General features: G+C 41.1%; 21 protein-coding genes. 5 read left to right on the top strand and 16 right to left on the bottom strand.

Features of this window, described 5'->3' with window-relative positions:
* Positions 1-12: 12 nt before the first annotated feature.
* Positions 13-210, bottom strand: coding sequence for a hypothetical protein (locus IGJ74_RS08685; RefSeq protein WP_005236143.1), 198 nt, complete (start codon positions 208-210; stop codon positions 13-15).
* Positions 211-345: 135 nt separating this feature from the next.
* Here IGJ74_RS08685 and IGJ74_RS08680 point away from each other — a divergent pair, with 135 nt between their 5' ends.
* The gene (locus IGJ74_RS08680) at positions 346-618 is read left to right on the top strand and encodes a hypothetical protein (protein WP_005226206.1); all 273 of its coding nucleotides are present in this window, start codon (positions 346-348) and stop codon (positions 616-618) included.
* 88 nt (positions 619-706) lie between these two features.
* Here IGJ74_RS08680 and IGJ74_RS08675 read toward each other — a convergent pair whose 3' ends face one another.
* The 3 genes from IGJ74_RS08675 to IGJ74_RS08665 form a co-directional block, all read right to left on the bottom strand.
* Positions 707-1078 carry a hypothetical protein gene (locus IGJ74_RS08675; protein ID WP_005226207.1) on the bottom strand — a complete coding sequence of 124 codons (372 nt, stop codon included), beginning with the start codon at positions 1076-1078 and terminating at the stop codon, positions 707-709.
* Positions 1079-1251: 173 nt separating this feature from the next.
* Complete coding sequence (locus IGJ74_RS08670) at positions 1252-1797, bottom strand: ECF transporter S component (RefSeq protein ID WP_218193449.1); 546 nt, start codon at positions 1795-1797, stop codon at positions 1252-1254.
* Positions 1781-2200: a DUF4430 domain-containing protein gene (locus tag IGJ74_RS08665; RefSeq protein WP_430608754.1), complete on the bottom strand. Its 420-nt coding sequence runs from the start codon at positions 2198-2200 to the stop codon at positions 1781-1783. Before IGJ74_RS08665 ends, IGJ74_RS08670 begins: the two co-directional genes overlap by 17 nt.
* Positions 2201-2364: 164 nt before the next feature.
* Between IGJ74_RS08665 and IGJ74_RS08660 the strand changes: the two genes are divergently transcribed.
* Complete coding sequence (locus tag IGJ74_RS08660) at positions 2365-3765, top strand: C69 family dipeptidase (protein WP_218193451.1); 1401 nt, start codon at positions 2365-2367, stop codon at positions 3763-3765.
* Positions 3766-3950: 185 nt separating this feature from the next.
* Complete coding sequence (locus tag IGJ74_RS08655) at positions 3951-4121, top strand: hypothetical protein (protein WP_005236154.1); 171 nt, start codon at positions 3951-3953, stop codon at positions 4119-4121.
* Positions 4122-4184: 63 nt separating this feature from the next.
* On the opposite strand, the gene IGJ74_RS08650 is transcribed toward IGJ74_RS08655, so the two are convergent.
* From IGJ74_RS08650 to IGJ74_RS08635, 4 genes are all read right to left on the bottom strand, one after another.
* Positions 4185-5345: a MalY/PatB family protein gene (locus tag IGJ74_RS08650; protein ID WP_218193452.1), complete on the bottom strand. Its 1161-nt coding sequence runs from the start codon at positions 5343-5345 to the stop codon at positions 4185-4187.
* A 30-nt stretch (positions 5346-5375) separates the two neighbouring features.
* Positions 5376-6938, bottom strand: coding sequence for a maltose/glucose-specific PTS transporter subunit IIBC (gene malX, locus IGJ74_RS08645; RefSeq protein WP_218193453.1), 1563 nt, complete (start codon positions 6936-6938; stop codon positions 5376-5378).
* A 103-nt stretch (positions 6939-7041) separates the two neighbouring features.
* Positions 7042-7824 (bottom strand): MurR/RpiR family transcriptional regulator, encoded by a 783-nt coding sequence (locus tag IGJ74_RS08640; protein ID WP_144330333.1) that lies wholly within the window; start codon positions 7822-7824, stop codon positions 7042-7044.
* Between the two features lie 170 nt (positions 7825-7994).
* Positions 7995-8177, bottom strand: a complete 183-nt coding sequence (locus tag IGJ74_RS08635) for a hypothetical protein (RefSeq protein WP_008381949.1) — start codon at positions 8175-8177, stop codon at positions 7995-7997.
* A gap of 164 nt (positions 8178-8341) precedes the next feature.
* On the opposite strand from IGJ74_RS08635, the gene IGJ74_RS08630 reads away from it, so the two are divergent.
* Together IGJ74_RS08630 and IGJ74_RS08625 are read left to right on the top strand one after the other, a co-directional pair.
* Positions 8342-9007 (top strand): NAD(P)H-dependent oxidoreductase, encoded by a 666-nt coding sequence (locus IGJ74_RS08630; protein WP_035007267.1) that lies wholly within the window; start codon positions 8342-8344, stop codon positions 9005-9007.
* Positions 9007-9180 carry a hypothetical protein gene (locus IGJ74_RS08625; protein WP_005236169.1) on the top strand — a complete coding sequence of 58 codons (174 nt, stop codon included), beginning with the start codon at positions 9007-9009 and terminating at the stop codon, positions 9178-9180. The genes IGJ74_RS08630 and IGJ74_RS08625 overlap by 1 nt, the downstream gene beginning before the upstream one ends.
* Before the next feature lie 98 nt (positions 9181-9278).
* Here IGJ74_RS08625 and dat read toward each other — a convergent pair whose 3' ends face one another.
* The 8 genes from dat to IGJ74_RS08585 all read right to left on the bottom strand — a co-directional run bounded on the left by dat (position 9279) and on the right by IGJ74_RS08585 (position 16544).
* Positions 9279-10133, bottom strand: coding sequence for a D-amino-acid transaminase (dat, locus tag IGJ74_RS08620; protein ID WP_086338181.1), 855 nt, complete (start codon positions 10131-10133; stop codon positions 9279-9281).
* 129 nt (positions 10134-10262) lie between these two features.
* Positions 10263-11363, bottom strand: a complete 1101-nt coding sequence (locus IGJ74_RS08615) for an AI-2E family transporter (RefSeq protein ID WP_008381956.1) — start codon at positions 11361-11363, stop codon at positions 10263-10265.
* A 161-nt stretch (positions 11364-11524) separates the two neighbouring features.
* Complete coding sequence (locus IGJ74_RS08610; protein ID WP_008381958.1) at positions 11525-11953, bottom strand: hypothetical protein; 429 nt, start codon at positions 11951-11953, stop codon at positions 11525-11527.
* A gap of 73 nt (positions 11954-12026) precedes the next feature.
* Entirely contained in the window at positions 12027-12443 is a 417-nt protein-coding gene (locus IGJ74_RS08605; protein WP_061054078.1) for a GNAT family N-acetyltransferase, read from the bottom strand.
* A 200-nt stretch (positions 12444-12643) separates the two neighbouring features.
* Positions 12644-13567 carry an LCP family protein gene (locus IGJ74_RS08600; protein ID WP_042890381.1) on the bottom strand — a complete coding sequence of 308 codons (924 nt, stop codon included), beginning with the start codon at positions 13565-13567 and terminating at the stop codon, positions 12644-12646.
* Between the two features lies 1 nt (position 13568).
* Positions 13569-14222, bottom strand: a complete 654-nt coding sequence (locus IGJ74_RS08595; protein WP_087664171.1) for a phosphatase PAP2 family protein — start codon at positions 14220-14222, stop codon at positions 13569-13571.
* The gene (locus IGJ74_RS08590; protein ID WP_005236186.1) at positions 14219-15412 is read right to left on the bottom strand and encodes an FtsW/RodA/SpoVE family cell cycle protein; all 1194 of its coding nucleotides are present in this window, start codon (positions 15410-15412) and stop codon (positions 14219-14221) included. The genes IGJ74_RS08595 and IGJ74_RS08590 overlap by 4 nt, the downstream gene beginning before the upstream one ends.
* Positions 15390-16544 (bottom strand): FtsW/RodA/SpoVE family cell cycle protein, encoded by a 1155-nt coding sequence (locus tag IGJ74_RS08585; RefSeq protein ID WP_008381965.1) that lies wholly within the window; start codon positions 16542-16544, stop codon positions 15390-15392. Before IGJ74_RS08585 ends, IGJ74_RS08590 begins: the two co-directional genes overlap by 23 nt.
* Between the last annotated feature and the right edge of the window lie 101 nt (positions 16545-16645).

The raw sequence follows: 16645 nt of genomic DNA, 5'->3' as shown, positions 1-16645 counted from the left end.
AGCGGAACTTGCTTATTTTTTGCGGAATAACTCTCTGAAGGAACCGATCAAAAAACCAGTCGAAAAAGCATTTTGTGCTTTTTGCTCTTTTTCAGCAGCGATTTTTTGTCGGGTTCGCAGCCCCTTATTGGCATTTTTGGACTTCTTCCCTTCACGGAGTTCTTTCGAAGCCTTTTGAAACTCATTTGAGAAACGATTATACCCAACCATGTCGTTTCCCTCCTTTCTTTGTGCTTGACCTATAATAACGAGGATTTATTATAGGAATTGCCTTTCTGATGCAAATCAGGTAACATAACAGACAGAAAGATGATTTATCCCAGGTTTATCAGAAAGGAAGATCCCATGAACGAAACCCACACTGGATTGTTAGTCAATAGCCGCGTTTTTCAAGAAACGCCAATGATGCTGACAGGTATCCAACTTTTAGAAGACCACAAAATCGTAAATTGCATTATTAAGGATCGCTACTTAGCCAGCTATGTCTTACGCCTTCCATTAAATAAATACCAATTAGAAGTTGAAGGAAAATGGAACAAGCGGGAACAGTTAGTGATCAAACATATGAAGATCAAGAATATCGATGAATTTATTAAAATCGTCGGTACGCCAGAATAACAGGACTCACGAAAAGCAAGTGCAGACAACTGCCCTTGCTTTTTTTCTGAAAAAATCCAACTAATTTTCCCGCGTGTTCCTCCGATGTTTATCGCGACATTCTGGTAAACCGATCGATCAAGGCTTTTTGCTCCTCTTTGATACCGATCGCCAACGGTTTGATCATTAATTTGACAGTGGTCGAAGGTGTCTGAATCTGAACTTTTTTATTTACCACACCGCCTAGTTGTAATTTTGTGATCTCATGGATCATAATTGTCTGCATCCCTTTTTCATGAAATTGCAGATCTAACTGAATCAAGTGGATTTTTTCTTCGTCAACCACCACGATAAAATACTTTGGTGTTGGCAGGGCAATCATTTTGGCTTCCTCGGCATAACCAGCCAGTTTTCCATGGAACTTCGCACGGTAGCTTTCTAAATCATCTTTTTTCACGATCCATTTCATCAAAAGCCACATCCTTCCTTAGATACCTTAAGGATACCTGCAGAAAACGCTTTTGCACAACAATATGCCTGCTTGTTTCCTCACATAGCCCCATTCAACACGTTTGATCATCAAAGACTTTTCATCTAGACATAGATGTTTTTGCCACCACGACTGCTGAGTCAAGCAAAAAGACAGCGAGGCGCTTAGTGCCCTTCGCTGTCTTTATTTGGATAGTAGTGTTGGAAAAGTCGCAGAAAAATCGGTGCCAGCATCAAATAAAAGATGCCATTCCCCGCTGCATGCAACGCATCAAAGCTCAATCCTTGAAAGTAATAAGCCCAAAAGCTGGGAAACCCATAAAGCTTGACACTGATCCAAGAAATCACAAAGCCATACGCAAAACCTGCAAATACACTATAAATGACTTGTAAATACAACTTTTTCATAAACAGTTTGCTTTTTGATAATAGATACATTCCAAAAATTACGACGGCATAGCTAATCAATTGGGCAATCGTCCATACCCCCATTCCCATGTAAAAATTGGTAATCAGCATCGAGAGCAGACAAACGATCAATCCACGACTAAGACCTAAATGGATGGTTACTAATAAAAAGATCACCGTCATTGGTTGAACATTGGGTAAGGGTTGAAAAAGTGTCCTGCCGACGACGGCTGCTGCTATAAGCAACCCTAAATAAGCAATTTCTTTTCTAGCAAATACAAGTGGTTTATTCGAATTTTTCATAGGTGAAAACCACTTTATCGTTGTTTCCTAAAAAGGTATCATCTGCCCCAGTCGTAATCATTTCATCATTGATCGTATATGTCCAATAATAGCCAGCTTTTTCATCTTGGGCTAAACCATCGATGCTGGTGATCATCCCTTGATTTTCTTCCAAGTCAAAGTTCTCTTTCATGATAGTCATCAAAGAAACCCCTTCTTTAAAAGTGACGGTTTTGGTTTCGATCTCCTGGTCTTGCTCTTCACTTTTATTATTGAAGCTGATTTGGGCAGTGCGCTCTTCGGCATTTTGTTGGACTGACGAAGAGTCACTAGAGGAGTCACCCGCATCCATCGGTGGTTTGGCACATCCGGCAAAAACCAGACTTAGTAAAAAAATATAACTAAAAATTACTGTTTTCTTCATAATAATGGCTCCTTTGATTTTTTTACAACACCTTATTGTACTAAAAATAAATAAAAAAGGCGAAATTTTTTTGTTCCCCTCTATAGAAAGCATTGTAAATCCATGTGACTATGGGTATACTAGCTTCAATCATTCGTAAGAAGAAATGAAGGAGTGTTGGAAAGATGGATAGAAAAAAAGCGTCCTGTACCACTTTACTAGTAGGAAAAAAAGCATCGATTGACGGCTCGACCCTGATTGCCCGTAATGAAGATTCAGGGAGCGGTTCGGAACCGCAAAAATTCGTCGTCATCACTCCAGAACAGCAAGGAAATGAATTTAACGCCGTTTTAAGCGGCTGTCGAATCCGTTTACCTAAGGATCCCTTACGTTATACTTCGACACCTGAAGCAGATGAATCCCAAGGAGTCTGGGCAGCTTCAGGAATCAATGAAGTAAATATCGCCATGACTGCGACAGAAACGATTACGACCAATTCACGCGTTTTGGCCATTGATCCATATGTGGAAGATGGTATCGGGGAAGCTGATTTTGTCAGCATTGTACTGCCTTACATTCATTCCGCTAAAGAAGGTGTTCTTCGCCTAGGGGAACTCTTAGAAATCTATGGGACCTACGAAGCCAACGGGATCGCGTTTTCTGATGCCGAGGAAATTTGGTATATGGAAACCATCGGTGGACATCACTGGGCAGCTGTTCGCATACCAGATGATGCCTATGTCGTGGCACCCAATCGCTTAAACATTGATCACTTCGATTTCGCCTCAGAAATGACGTTGTGTTCGCAGGATCTCGAACAGTTGATTGAAGACTATCAATTAAATCCTGATTTTGAAGGCATTAATCTACGCCATATTTTTGGCAGCTCCTCAGAAAAAGATACCCGTTACAACAACCCGCGGGCATGGTACATTCAAAAACACTTTAGCGGAACAGTTGCTGAACCGATCGATCAAGAGCTCCCGTTTGTATGCTACCCAAAACAAAAGCTATCCGTGGAAGATGTAAAATGGGCATTGAGCTCCCACTTCCAAAGTACGCCTTTTGACCCTTACGGTACAGGGACCGAGACACAAAAAACACAATTTCGATCGATTGCTCTCAATCGCAACCAGCAAGTCCATATTTTGCAGATCCGCAACCACGTGCCTGCAGCAATCGCTGGCATTCATTGGCTCGCCTTTGGCCCCAATACCTTCAACGGCGTTGTGCCCTTTTATGCAGCTATCACTAAGACCCCACTTGGCTATTGTGATACGACAAAGACCTACGATCCAACAAATAGCTATTGGTTAGGACGCACCTTGGCGTTGATTGGGGACAGCGAATACGATCGCTATAGTGATCTTGCCAACCGTTTTGAAATGGAAACGATGGCGGCTTGTCGCCGCATCCAACAAGAAACTGATCGTAAAGCTTCCGCTGAAAAGGAGCCTACTCGTCTGCTTGAAGAAGCCAACGCTGAGATGGCCGAACTGTATTTAAAAAATGCAACAACGTTACTAGGAAAAATGGTGGAGTCTGGCAGTAATAAAATGGCCTTGCGTTTTTCTTTAGCCGATTAGTCAATCGCTGAAAATAAAAGGATTAACAAAAACTTTACATGGAATTGCAGCAATCTAAACATTGCTCTCCTATACTAAAGATACCAATTCGTTTTCTTTTTCCTTGCTGGTACAAATCAAGCAATTGATTTGTACTGGTCCCCCTATTGAAGACCAGTTGGGAAAAAACGTTGGGAGGAATGAGCATGACTGCAAGTATTTATCGGACTGTCACCAACGAAATTGTTAAAGGTGAAATCATCAAGAGCCAGAGTCAGCAAGATATGCTGATCATTCAAGACAAAAAAGGCTATTTCCATGTCGTTGAACCAATCCCCGCTACTACTACATCAACTCCCCACAGGACGAAAGACTAAAAAATCCACTGGCGATCAGAAAGAATACAGGATCTTTCTGATTGCTCAGTGGGTTCTTTTTTGTTATGTCAAACTCAATGTGAATCGGTTCAATCCATCAATGAGTTTTTCTCGCGAACAGCCAACGTTTAGGCGTAAAAAATTTCTCCCTTCATTCCCATAGATTTCCCCTGACATAATCGCGACTTTTCCCTTACGAATCATTCGTTGCTGCAATTCCACCATCGTTAAATCCAGTGCTGTACAATCAATCCACATAAGATACGTGGCTTCGCTTTTCGTGACCACGAGTTCTGGATGATATTCCTGTAAATAAGCAATCACATAAGCAATGTTATCATCCAGATAGTCATTGAGCTGATCCACCCACTTACTTTCATTATCGTAGGCAGCAATCGTTGCGGTCATGCCAAAAATACTGGTGGAGCTCAACCCATCGGCTTCTTTTAACTGAGTTAAGAAGCGATCACGCAATTTGGAATCAGGAATAATTCCATAAGAATAAATCAACCCTGGGAAATTAAACGTTTTGCTTCCCGAAGTAACAAGGGCTACATTTTTTTGCAACAATTCAATGATTGGTTGATGCCTTTGTCCTTTTCTTACAATATCCATATGAATCTCATCAGAGATGATAAATACATCATGGGTTTTCGCCAATTCGATCATTCGTTGCAACTCATCTTTTTGCCAGACTCTCCCAGTTGGGTTATGAGGACTACATAAGAGAAGAACTTTGTTTTCAGGCTGTGCCATCAATCTTGTTAGCTCTTCAAAATCAATGCGATACGAGTTGGCATCATAGATGAGTGCATTAGGTACGATTTTTCTTTTGTTCTCTTTGATCATTTTATAAAACGCATCATACGCTGGCGTCTGAATAATGATCCCATCTCCTGGATTGCTGAGTAAGGTGACGAGTAGTTTGATGCTATACATGACGGAAGGACTGTAGACCAGCCAATCGCTGTCGATCCTACTTTTAAAGCGTTCAGAATACCATTTGCAGACCGCTTGCTTGAATTCATTATGATTCCAACGTGTATACCCAAATACCGGGTGCTGCATCCGCTTGATAAGTGCCGCTTCAACTGCAGCTGGCACCTTGAAATCCGTATCGGAAATCGTAAATGGCAACAAGTTTTTTTCACCAAAACGGTCTTCCACATAATCCCACTGGGTACAATGGGTTCCTTTACGATTGATTGGCTCATCAAAAAACATTTTCTTCACTCCTACTACTTGACAATTTTGCTAAAGAATCGCATCAAGTTGATTTCTGACTGTTGTTACTTTCGTTCCAATGATTACTTGAACGTTCGTATCATCTAAGTGAACGACCCCAAGCGCACCTAGTTTTTTTAGCCGTTCATCATCAACCAATGTACCATCGTTTAGAACGAGGCGTAGCCGTGTAATGCAATTGTCTAAAGAATCAATATTGCTTGCTCCCCCTAAAGCTGCCAAAATACCATGGGCATCGTAGCCACTCTTTCCAGAATAGGTCATTTCCTCTTCCAACTCATTCGTTTGATCGTTGTTCTCTTCTCTACCAGGTGTCTTCAAGTTCTTGCGAAGGATCACTGTTTTAAAAACAAAGTAATACAGGGCAAACCAGCAAGCTCCTACGATCAGAACGAGCCACCATTTTGTATATGCGCCTTGCATCACGCCAAAGATAAGAAAATCAATCACGCCCCCATCGGTATTTCCAATCGTGACACCCAATAGACTCATTACCATAAATCCAGCACCTGTCATGATGACATGAAAAATCCATAATAAAGGGCTGATGAATAAGAATAAAAATTCGATTGGTTCAGTAATTCCTGTCACAAAAGTTGCAATGACGCCTGAAATCAACAAGCCTTTTATCTTTGAACGATTCTCAGGTTTTGCTGTCTGGTACATAGCTAATGCTGCTGCCGGTAAGCCAAACATAAAGGTTGGCATTTTCCCTTGAGACAAGAACGCCGTTGCACTTGGTGAGATGCTTAAACCGTTTTGTAATTCCGCATAAAAAATATTTAACGCCCCAAAGACTTGCTGACCATCGATCAGCTGACTTCCCCCTGCTTCGGTAAAGCGAATCATGGAAACCAAAATATGGTGTAACCCAAATGGCAGTAATAAGCGCTCACCTGAACCAAATAAGAACGGACCGAAAGGACCAGCTTGTTGGATCAAATGTCCGATTCCTGTGATGATCATAGCAAACAATGGCCAAATCATCGGAATGATCACCCCGACCACAGCTAAAGTAAGCGAGGTGATGATTGGAACAAACCGGGCTCCTGAAAAGAAGGCAAAACTATCTGGCAATTGAAAATGGTAGAAGCGCGTATGCAATTTATAAACGATCAATCCTGCGATAATACCACCTAGAACACCCATTGATAATGTTTGAATGCCAAAAACGATCTCTTGTCCTGCTTCTCGAAGTTGATCTGCAGTAGCTAATTGATTCGTTTCTTGTAAATAAAAATTGATGGATAAATGCATCACGACATAGCCCACAAAGCCTGAAAATGCCGCAACTCCCTTCTCTTTTCGTGCTAGACCTAAAGGAATCGCCATCGCAAACATGACGGGTAAGTAACTAAAGGCAAACCCACCGATCGTTGACATGAAACGAAAAACCACTTGAAGCCAAGAGGCACCTAAAAATGGGAAAACGTCGATCGTTGAAGAAGATGAAAATGAACTACCAATCCCTAAAAATAAACCCATGAATGCGAGTAAAGCGACTGGCAACATAAATGTTTTCCCAAGTCCTTGAAAAATTTCCATCCAGCTTGCTTTCTTTCCTTTTTGCATATCATTTCCTCCTAACACTTTTATCTCTTAAAATGTAAACGATATCAAGAAGGCTTACAATACAGTTACCAAAACAAGAATGACCATTCACAAAATGGAATGGTCATTCCGGAGCAAGTACTTCTTCGATTTGATTGGCGTATTGAATAATTAAAATATCCAGTAACGCTGCTAAAGAGATCCGTGGGCTCAAATCGACTTCATGATGATAAATCGTTGTCATTTCAACAGAAAAAGAGAAGGTGGCAAGCTTTTCCAACGTGCTTGTTGATTGACCAATACAGGCTAAAATCGGCACACCTCTTTGTTTCAACCGGTTAGCATAATTTAGCATCCCGATTGTTTCCCCACTATGACTAATAAAAATAGCCATATCTTTTTTTGATAGTTGATTAGCGATGGTTGTCAATTCATCCCAATCCGTTGAAGCGCCAACCGTTTTTCCTAAGAACCGCAACTTTCGACTCGCAGATAATGCAACCGGCGCACTTTGCCCTAAAGCAAAAAATTCGATTCGTTGTGCTTGCTGCAACATTTCCACGGCACGCTGAAAGTCAGCCTCTTCAATCATTGATAAGGATGTCGTCAGCTGGTCAATCATTTGCTTGATCAGTGGGGATAAGCCAAGAGAAGCTTGAGTAGATGATTTTCTTTCAAGAGTTTGATAATTCTTCAGTGAAAATTTGAATTCTTGAAAACCGGTAAAGCCAAGCTTTTTTGCCATTCTGCTGATCGTCGCTTGACTGGTGTACGTTTGGGAAGCTAACTCATCGGCCGTCATTTCTGAAACTTTCTCGGGCGCCCTTAAACAATAGTTAAGGACCGTTCTTTCTACTCGGTTCAGCTCTGGAATTTTGTATTGGATTCGTTTATATAAATGATTCATCACCTGCTTCTCCTCCCTACTATTGCTTCATTCTTCCGTCTCCACTATGCTTCATTTACTCATTATACCTTCCCTCAACAAAAGTACAAACTGATGATGAATGGCTTGAAATAAAAAAAAGGACTCACCCTTTGAGGAGTGAGCCATCTTTGTTATTTTCTTTGCATCGGTCATCTGTAGACAGTCACTTCAGTAAACTCTTGCCCGTTGCCGTAATCATTTTCTTTCGTTTGACGCTTTCCATCAATTCGTTGTTTGCAACTGGCAAGTCCATTTTCGACATAGTTCACTGTATTTGCAACGATCCTTATTATAGTTGCTAGACCTTTCATCAAGGGATCATTTGATTCCATCCTCTATTCCCCCATTTCTATCACGCTTAAGCCGCTACTGGCTTTTTCTTATAACAAGTATAAAAGAAGTACCTTAAACGAAACTAAAAGAGAAGAACTTCGACAAAAAGAAAAGCAGACTAGTTTCTCTTTTTGGTAAAATATGGTAAATGTAATAGGAAAGGATGATCAGTCTCATGATAAAAACTTTAGTGGTAGCCAGCCATCCGGATTTCCACAATTCGCTTTCCCAACGATTCTTTAGTGAAAGTGCCAAGCTTCCTAACGTCACCATGCATTTCCTTGATGATCTTTCTGATTTTTCTCTCGCCAATGAACGGATGCTGTTGCAAACATGCGATCGTTTGATTCTACAATTCCCCCTATATTGGTACAGCGTTCCAGCAAAAATGAAAGCTTGGATCGATACGGTTTGGGAAAAATGTGCCCCTGCATTGGTGGGCAAGGAAATCAGTTTCGCCGTTTCTACCGGCGTTGCCGCTAAAGAATTTCAGTTAGGCGGCCGAGAAAATACGACCTTCAATGAAATTTTGCACCCACTGGTACTCATGGCAAAAAAACACCAAATGACGGTACTCCCCATCGTTGTCCTCGATCAACTGATGTATAAATCAGAACAAGAGAAACGAGCCTTTGTCATTGCCTATCAGCAACTTTTATTAATGCCGGCTCCCTTTACATTTGATCAAAAGCAACAATGGTTTAGCGAAAAGCTGGCGCGTTTGGTTTCTGAAAAACCGCAGCTTGCTCCTTTGCTATCCTTGTTGCAGGAAAACCATGAAACGTTGATCGAATTAGATGACGCTTTAACTGAATTGGAGGTGCTGTGATGGATCACGAATGGCTGAAGCCACTGATAGAGCAGTCAATAAAAGAAACAGCTGACTATCACGAAAAAGCATTTTTGCAAGAACTAGAGAAGTTGCTTCATCAGCAAGAAATTCGAATCGAATTGAAACAAGGAGAACTTGACGGAAAATTGTGGAATCCTAGTGAATGGTAAAATCTGCACTTGTATCCAAGAAAAAACTTTGTTCCACCTAGCTATAAAACATGCTGGGTGGGCCAAAGTTTTTTTGAATCGTTTCTTTTGCTTGTTAACTAGGATTCGCACATACTCTTTGTAGCAGCGATATAGGCTGCTTGCAAACGTTTCGTGATCGAACCCAATGTACCATTGCCAACTGATTTCCCATCTACTTTGACGATAGGCACAATTTCCCAGACAGAATTGGTCAAAAAACATTCTTGCGCGTTGTTTAGTGCCTCAACAGGGACAGGTTCTTCTCGATAAGGAATTTCTAATTGCTGACACAACTGTAGCACCTTCATTTTCGTGATACCTGGTAATACCAAGCGTCCATCCGGATGTGTATAGACGATACCATCAATGACAAACCAGAGATTTGATGCCGAAGCTTCCGTGAAACATCCATCTCGTTGCAGGAGTGCATCATCGAACCCCGCTTCGATCGCTTGATCTAGCGCTAACAGATTTCCTAACAAGCTCAATGATTTGATATCACAATGCAACCAACGCTCATCTGGAAGAACGGTCGCAGATAGCCCTGCATGCTGCATTTCCAGAGGTCGTTCAAAGGGGATCACATTTGCGGTCACGACTCCTTTGACTGCTCCAGCAGACGGAAACTCGTGATTGCGGGGAGAGGCGATTCCTCTGGTGATTTGAATATAGATCTCTCCTTCTGTGATTCCTTCGGTTTTAACCAGTAACTTAAGGTTTTCAGTTAATTGGGGAATTGTATAAGGCAACGTCAGTTTAATTTTTTGCGCACTACTTTCTAAGCGAGTCATATGCTCCCCTAACATAAAGCAGCGACCATTATAGATTCGAATCACTTCATAGATTCCGTCACCATACTGATAACCGCGATCTTCAATGTCAATTTTCACCGCTTCTCGATCAACGATTTGATCGTTCCATAAAACCTTCATTTCCTCACTCCTATCGTCCTTCTCGTTTCAATAAGTATAGCATTTGTCTTTAGGCCTTGCTACGTAGTGCTTAAAAACAAAAAAACCTGCTGATGGAGACCGCTCCAACAGCAAGGTAGAACATTTTCGTTATAATGAATCTTTATCAATTACAGATCGTTCTAATTTTCGTTCTTGAAAAAAACGCAACAATGTACCAGACATTGCCATCACGATCGAATACACTGGCAGTGCCACGATCATGCCTACAAATCCAAGCAAGTTGCCGGCAATCAATAATAAGAAAACCGCAATGATTGGATGGATATGCAATACTTTTTTCATCACTAATGGTGAAACAAGATATGATTCACCTAACTGAATGATCGTGATTCCGACAATCAGAAAAATAGCTGTTCGAATGTCTTGACTTAACGCAAATAAAAAGGCTGGTGCTGCTCCGATAAAGGGGCCGAAATAAGGAATAATGTCCAGAACGCCGCAAATTAATCCTAATAGTAAGGCATTTTGTAAGCCTAGCAAAGAAAAAATGAAATAGCTTGAAACCGCAACATAAGAACAAACCAGCAATTTCCCACCGATGTACGCTGACGCTGCTTGATGAAAATCACTACAAAGTTGTCGCATTAAGCCTTGATAGTTTTTCGGTGTCTTACTTGCCAAAAAATCAGGAACTTTCTCACCGTCTTTAAACATATACACTAATAACAGTGGAATCGTAAACAAGACGATCGCTGAATGAGAAACGATGGAGATCAAACTCGTCAGACTATTGGTTGCCCCGGTAATAAACTGTAAGGCAAAGTTGCTAGCTTGGGAAATATCAATCGAATCAATAAAAGGACCAAATAATTCTTCTAAATAAGAATGATCAATAGTATCGATCACCAAATTGATGATGATGGGAATTTGATTGATAAAACGCCCCATCTCATAGGCTAATGCTGGTCCAATCACCTGAACGATCAAATACGCTGCAAAAACGATCAGCAGCAATGTCGAATATAGCGCAATGCTTTTCTTTTTCGTTCTTTTTTTTACCCAATTAAAGAAAGGTAAAAAGATGTAAAAAATAAAAATTGAAATCAATACTGGTAAAAAGACACTAGAAAAGATGGCTTCCAGTGGTCGAAAGACAAACAGTATATTTGAATAGATCCAGACCGCGATCCCTAAGAGACAGACGATCACTAGACCTGCAAAAATTTTTGATTTTTTAAGAAACTCCAATAATAAATCCTCCTGATTCTAGAAAGTAATTCAACTTCTTTCAGTTTAGCATAATTTTAAAAACGAAGGATGATTTCAAGAAGAATTTTTCAAAAATCCATGTTTTTCATAGCAAACTTTCAATTAATTTAATTTTTTTCATCTCTATATCTCGAATCTAATCAATTTTGATGAGCTGAAAACGGCAACGGAATATGCAACCGTCTGACAAAGTAGACTGCTGAAGCAAACTGGAGCAACCCTAGCAAAAAGAAAATCACATGCAAGACATTCCATTCTTGTAATAAGATGACCTGCACGATGATCCAGACAACTAAACTCATGCCTAAAAGCATTACCCCGTGGTACCCTTTGTTAAGCCGCAAGAGGAAAACAACAATCAGATTACCCAAACCTAAGATAGCGAACAAAAACAAGCCGGGAATTAAGAAGGTCGTGAAGGGTGTTCCTTGCAGCATGGCCGCTTCCAAACCAGCAAATGTCTCCCCTTTGCTTAACGGCTCAATGCTTTTAAACGCCAATAGACTTCCTCCACAAGCGCCAACACCAATAAAGAGACACAAAAAAAGTAACGCAAAGCGCATCTTCATTTTTCTCCACTCCTTCTTCAAACCCAACGCAACTAAAAAAATATTCTCAGTGACACATCGATTTTCTTATTCCTTATTCGCTTTTTGCTGAATAGATAAATGCGGCAATTTGCTGCTCTTCCACAGAGGAAAAGCCACACGCCTCATAAAAATGACGCGTTTTTTCTGTGTTGTCCGTAATCAAAACCTTTTGCCGTATTGATGGATGATTCGCCAGCATTTTTTTGAGTAATCGCTGACCAATTTTTTGACCTTGGAACTCGGATGCTACTAATAGATCTTGAATATAAAGAATGGTTTGTCCATCGGTTATGCAACGGATAAGCCCCACTAGCTGCTCTTCAACATAGGCCGTGATCACCTCTGAGTGGGCTAACGCATTTAAAAGACGCTCGGGATCTTTAGTATAGGCGCTCCAGCCAACTCCCTCATACAAAGCGAGTACTTGATTTGAATCAGATGGTAATTGGTCTTTAAAGACGATCTTCATACTTTTCCTCCTTGTAATAACTTAGCGACAGGGTGGAACAATAGAAATAGAGTTGACAGCTCTTTTCCAAACAAACTCTTGTTATCAAGCCGTAATGCATTGCTTGACTAAAGAGTATCCTGAGGAAAAGCGGCTGTCAACTCTAATTACGAAATACTTGAAGAACAAAATTGAACTGGTTCTGTTTCTAAGCCAGGACGTTAATCAATCAACAACTCATTTTTTAAACGTTGGCTCGTCGTCTGTTGCTCTTCAGGCGTTACTTCTTGATAGGAAATTCCATATTCTCCTCTGAAGCCATCGCCGGTGAACCCACTGCCAGCCATTTGGTAAGACTCGACAGTCCCTAATGCTGATTGATATTGGATAAATAATTGACTCATTTGCGAAAAAGTTAGATCGGTTTCACCATTTTCTCCAATGATCGTTAGCAGATCCTGAATCCGCATCACGCTGGAAAGTGAAACTAACTCTTTTGCCAGAATCTCAGTCACTTCTCTCTGACGGCGCTGACGGCCATAGTCACCTTCTGGATCATCCTTTCGCATACGAGTATACTGAAGCGCCTCCCAGCCATCTAAATCGAGGACCCCCTCTGGGTAATCGATTTTCTCAGCAGTAAAAGCAAATTCATTTTCAACCGTGATGCCACCAATTGCATCAACAAGATCTGCCATCCCATCCATGTTTAAGGAGAAATAATGATGGATCGGTATATCAAGATATTGTTCGACGGTTTCAATCATCATTTTTGCTCCACCAAAAGAATGGGCATGATTGATTTTATCATGGTACCCTTGTCCCACGATTTCCACATAAGCATCTCTAGGAATACTCGTGAGGGTGGTTTTTCTTGTGGCAGGGTTCAACGTTGCTACCATGATGGTGTTGGCGCGAAAATCGGTTTTGCGACGAGAGTCATTGGCGATCCCTAACAAAAGAAGGCTTAGAGGCTCGGCATTTTCGATGACTTCCGCCTCTTCTCGTCCTTCGATTGGACGATGGATCGAGTGGGCAACATCCTCTACTTGAAAATACACCCTAACCGCATAGACAGTTCCTGCTGAGATAATTCCGGTCAGCAATATCAGGAAAATGATTATTAGTTTTTTTGCTGTACTCAATTTATCTCCCCCTAAGTACATATTTTTTGATTGAAAAGACGAAAGCATAGGTGATATAACTGATCCCACTTGCCAATAAAATACTTGCTAGCAAGTCGCTGGGATAGTGAACCCCAAATAGCAACCGACTCATCATAATCAGCAACAAATAGATCAATCCTAGAAATAGGGCCATGTTTTGGATAAAGTGACGCTTGCCTCTTTTGGCAGGAACTGTTTGCCCCAAGAAAAAGAGGAGAGAAATAATCAACGTGGTCGCTAATAATGTATGTCCACTCGGAAAACTTGCTGATGCCCGTTCCATACTGTCAGCAAAATCCGGTCTCGGTCGATCAACTACTTTCTTGATCACTTGACCAACACCACTGATCACAATCATATTCCCCATCAACCAAAGACTTTCTAACCGCTGCTTGCGCATAAATAAAATACTTGCTAACAGGAAATGAACGACAGCTATGGGAATGATCGTAGCCGTACTGGCAAGTGTGAGAAAAAGCGATTCCACAGCAGGTGTCCGCCATTGAGGCAACTGGGAAAACAGGTTGTCGATGCTTTGGAACCAGCGCGGTTCTAATGCAACGAGGAAAAACAGCCATGCAAAACAGCTGCAGAGTATTCCGCCTATCACTCCTTTTTTTGCTGTTTTACTCATGTTAAGCCCCTACTTTCTTTTAATGGATACGACCTATTTTTGGCTTTTATCGGAAATTTGTCTAACCCAAAGATAATTCCCATAGCAATGCTGATCGCAATCAGAGAGGTTCCTCCTTGACTTAAGAATGGTAAGGGAATGCCGGTTAAAGGCAGCAAACCGATCGCCGCTCCGATGTTTTCAAAAATTTGAAAAACCAAACCAAACACATAGGTAATCGCAATATAGACCGATGCTTTGTTATTTGTTTTTAAAGCAGCAAAAATGATTTGATAGATCAGATAGAAATAAAGGAAGATGACTAAAGTACTTCCTAAAAAGCCATACGTTTCTCCAATGACTGTAAAGATCATATCTGACTCCCGAACCGGCACATACACCGTTGTATGGGTATCAGGTGCCCCCAATAAGCCGCCAGAACCAATCGCCCACATACTGCGGACTTGTTGGAAAGCGATGGAATCTTGGTACGCGAGTGGATCTGCCCAGGCTCTCACCCGATCCAATTGATATTGTGAAAAGTGAAGGCGAAACAACACACGATTGCCCCATTCCGTGAATACGAGTAGCAACAAAATAGCACCAAGAGCGGCAATCAAACCGATCACGACGGTCAGTATTTTCCAATGAACACCGGAAATGATGAATAAGGCACCTAACATCACGATAAACACCAAACTCGTTCCAAAGTCCCGCTGCATAAACATCAATAAAAATGTGGGTAAGCTGTATAGCAGGATCTTAGTAACATAGATCAAATCGGATTTGATTGTTCGTTCTGCTTTACGTTTCTCATAGACTAAAGTGAGATAGACCATAAAGAGCATAAAGGCCACTTTCATAAACTCAGAAGGCTGAATCGTAAACGCACCAAATCTGATCCACCGTTTGGTGTGCGTTTGTTCAAACATCGTTTGATCGTAAAACCAATGAAGAGAGGCCATCAAACCAAGTGATAGCAAGTACAAAAGACCAGAAAAGCGGAGGAGTAAATTCGTAGGAATCAAACTCGTTACAAAAAGAGCAATCGCCGAAAGGATACAAAAGAGGATCTGCCGAAAAACAATCCCTGAAGGATCATTGCCATCCATCACAGAAGCCTGATGTTGTACCCAGATACTTAACAAAAACAGCAGGAAAATCGGCAGCAATAAAGCATAGTTTGCTTCATGTCGTTTGAGGAACTTCATTAAGTATACCCTCCTCTCGTTCTAGTTTCAGGCATAAACTGAAGGCAAATGAAAGAATAAAGTAACTGGAGCCACCATAACTAATGAATGGCAAAGGTACCCCCGTCATCGGCATCAACCCTAAAATACTGGCAATATTGATACTTGTTTGTAATAACAGCAACGTGCTGGTTCCCAATAATATTAAGCCAATCTGAGGATTTGCGATTGCCGCTGATCGTATAAACAGACGTAAAATAATTACGAATAATAAAGCGATGACAAAAATGCCGAAAATCAACCCTAATTCCTCTACTAAAACGGAGAAAATAAAATCAGTCTCTGCTACTGGTAAAAAGCCTTTCTTGGTGATGCTATTTCCTAAACCAAGGCCCGTAAGACCACCATTGAACAAAGCATAGTAGGAATGGATCATTTGGAATCCTTGATTATATGGGTCGGAAAATGGATCTCCCACTAATCGAATTCGGTTATACACATGCATAAACATGTGGGGCAATAAATCATTGTTTCCTAAAAAGAGGATCAACATAGCAACCAAGAACAGACTGATTAATAACCCGCCAAACAAAAGAGCCGTGAGTTTAACGGGTACCTGAACCGTGGTAATCATGATAAAAGCCAAGAAAAGTAAAATCATCACGCCGGCTACTTTTGGTTGAATGAGGATCAACACACAGCACAAAAATAAAACGAAAAGCGGACGTTTCATTTCCTGCAATGTAGTTTTTGCTGATTGAAAGTAATGAGCAAGGTATAAGACCATGCCCACATTCACGATCTCTGAGGGCTGAAATTGTATCCCTACAATCGAGACCCATCGTTGCGCTCCATTGACAGAAACACCGAAAAACGGCAAACGTGCCAATAGTAAAGTAAAGACGCCAAATGCCAACAGACCGATCGCTAAATATTTACTGAGCAGAATCTCACGCCGTGTTCGCTGAATAATGAAAAGGAGCACCCAGCTGAGTAACAGAAAGACAAGCTGACGCATAAATAAGCTTGCTGGCGGCTGATCTCTCGTTAATAAACGATAAGAACTTGCACTATAAATCATTAAAAGACCGATAAGGCTCAATAGCAAATAAGCTATGATCAGCAGCCAATCGATCTTCTTTTTTTCTATCATTGCTTCCACTCCTCTTGCCTTGGAGTAGGTGTTCAGACGGTACCAGTTATTATGCCCTTTGAGCTTAGTCATCCATCAAAGAGAAAAGCAAAAAAGTCTCA

This window comes from Enterococcus sp. AZ009, assembly GCF_050548785.1.
GTDB lineage: Bacteria > Bacillota > Bacilli > Lactobacillales > Enterococcaceae > Enterococcus_D > Enterococcus_D entomosocium.
The sequence above is the reverse complement of the archived record's forward strand: the minus strand, read 5'-3'. Positions and strand labels throughout refer to the sequence as shown.

Coding starts and splice junctions, on each gene's coding strand:
- IGJ74_RS08685 (WP_005236143.1), bottom strand. CDS start 210: ATGGTTGGGTATAATCGTTTCTCAAATGAGTTTCAAAAGGCTTCGAAA.
- IGJ74_RS08680 (WP_005226206.1), top strand. CDS start 346: ATGAACGAAACCCACACTGGATTGTTAGTCAATAGCCGCGTTTTTCAA.
- IGJ74_RS08675 (WP_005226207.1), bottom strand. CDS start 1,078: ATGTGGCTTTTGATGAAATGGATCGTGAAAAAAGATGATTTAGAAAGC.
- IGJ74_RS08670 (WP_218193449.1), bottom strand. CDS start 1,797: ATGAAAAATTCGAATAAACCACTTGTATTTGCTAGAAAAGAAATTGCT.
- IGJ74_RS08665 (WP_430608754.1), bottom strand. CDS start 2,200: ATGAAGAAAACAGTAATTTTTAGTTATATTTTTTTACTAAGTCTGGTT.
- IGJ74_RS08660 (WP_218193451.1), top strand. CDS start 2,365: ATGGATAGAAAAAAAGCGTCCTGTACCACTTTACTAGTAGGAAAAAAA.
- IGJ74_RS08655 (WP_005236154.1), top strand. CDS start 3,951: ATGACTGCAAGTATTTATCGGACTGTCACCAACGAAATTGTTAAAGGT.
- IGJ74_RS08650 (WP_218193452.1), bottom strand. CDS start 5,345: ATGTTTTTTGATGAGCCAATCAATCGTAAAGGAACCCATTGTACCCAG.
- malX (WP_218193453.1), bottom strand. CDS start 6,938: ATGCAAAAAGGAAAGAAAGCAAGCTGGATGGAAATTTTTCAAGGACTT.
- IGJ74_RS08640 (WP_144330333.1), bottom strand. CDS start 7,824: ATGAATCATTTATATAAACGAATCCAATACAAAATTCCAGAGCTGAAC.
- IGJ74_RS08635 (WP_008381949.1), bottom strand. CDS start 8,177: ATGGAATCAAATGATCCCTTGATGAAAGGTCTAGCAACTATAATAAGG.
- IGJ74_RS08630 (WP_035007267.1), top strand. CDS start 8,342: ATGATCAGTCTCATGATAAAAACTTTAGTGGTAGCCAGCCATCCGGAT.
- IGJ74_RS08625 (WP_005236169.1), top strand. CDS start 9,007: ATGGATCACGAATGGCTGAAGCCACTGATAGAGCAGTCAATAAAAGAA.
- dat (WP_086338181.1), bottom strand. CDS start 10,133: ATGAAGGTTTTATGGAACGATCAAATCGTTGATCGAGAAGCGGTGAAA.
- IGJ74_RS08610 (WP_008381958.1), bottom strand. CDS start 11,953: ATGAAGATGCGCTTTGCGTTACTTTTTTTGTGTCTCTTTATTGGTGTT.
- IGJ74_RS08605 (WP_061054078.1), bottom strand. CDS start 12,443: ATGAAGATCGTCTTTAAAGACCAATTACCATCTGATTCAAATCAAGTA.
- IGJ74_RS08595 (WP_087664171.1), bottom strand. CDS start 14,222: ATGAGTAAAACAGCAAAAAAAGGAGTGATAGGCGGAATACTCTGCAGC.
- IGJ74_RS08590 (WP_005236186.1), bottom strand. CDS start 15,412: ATGAAGTTCCTCAAACGACATGAAGCAAACTATGCTTTATTGCTGCCG.
- IGJ74_RS08585 (WP_008381965.1), bottom strand. CDS start 16,544: ATGATAGAAAAAAAGAAGATCGATTGGCTGCTGATCATAGCTTATTTG.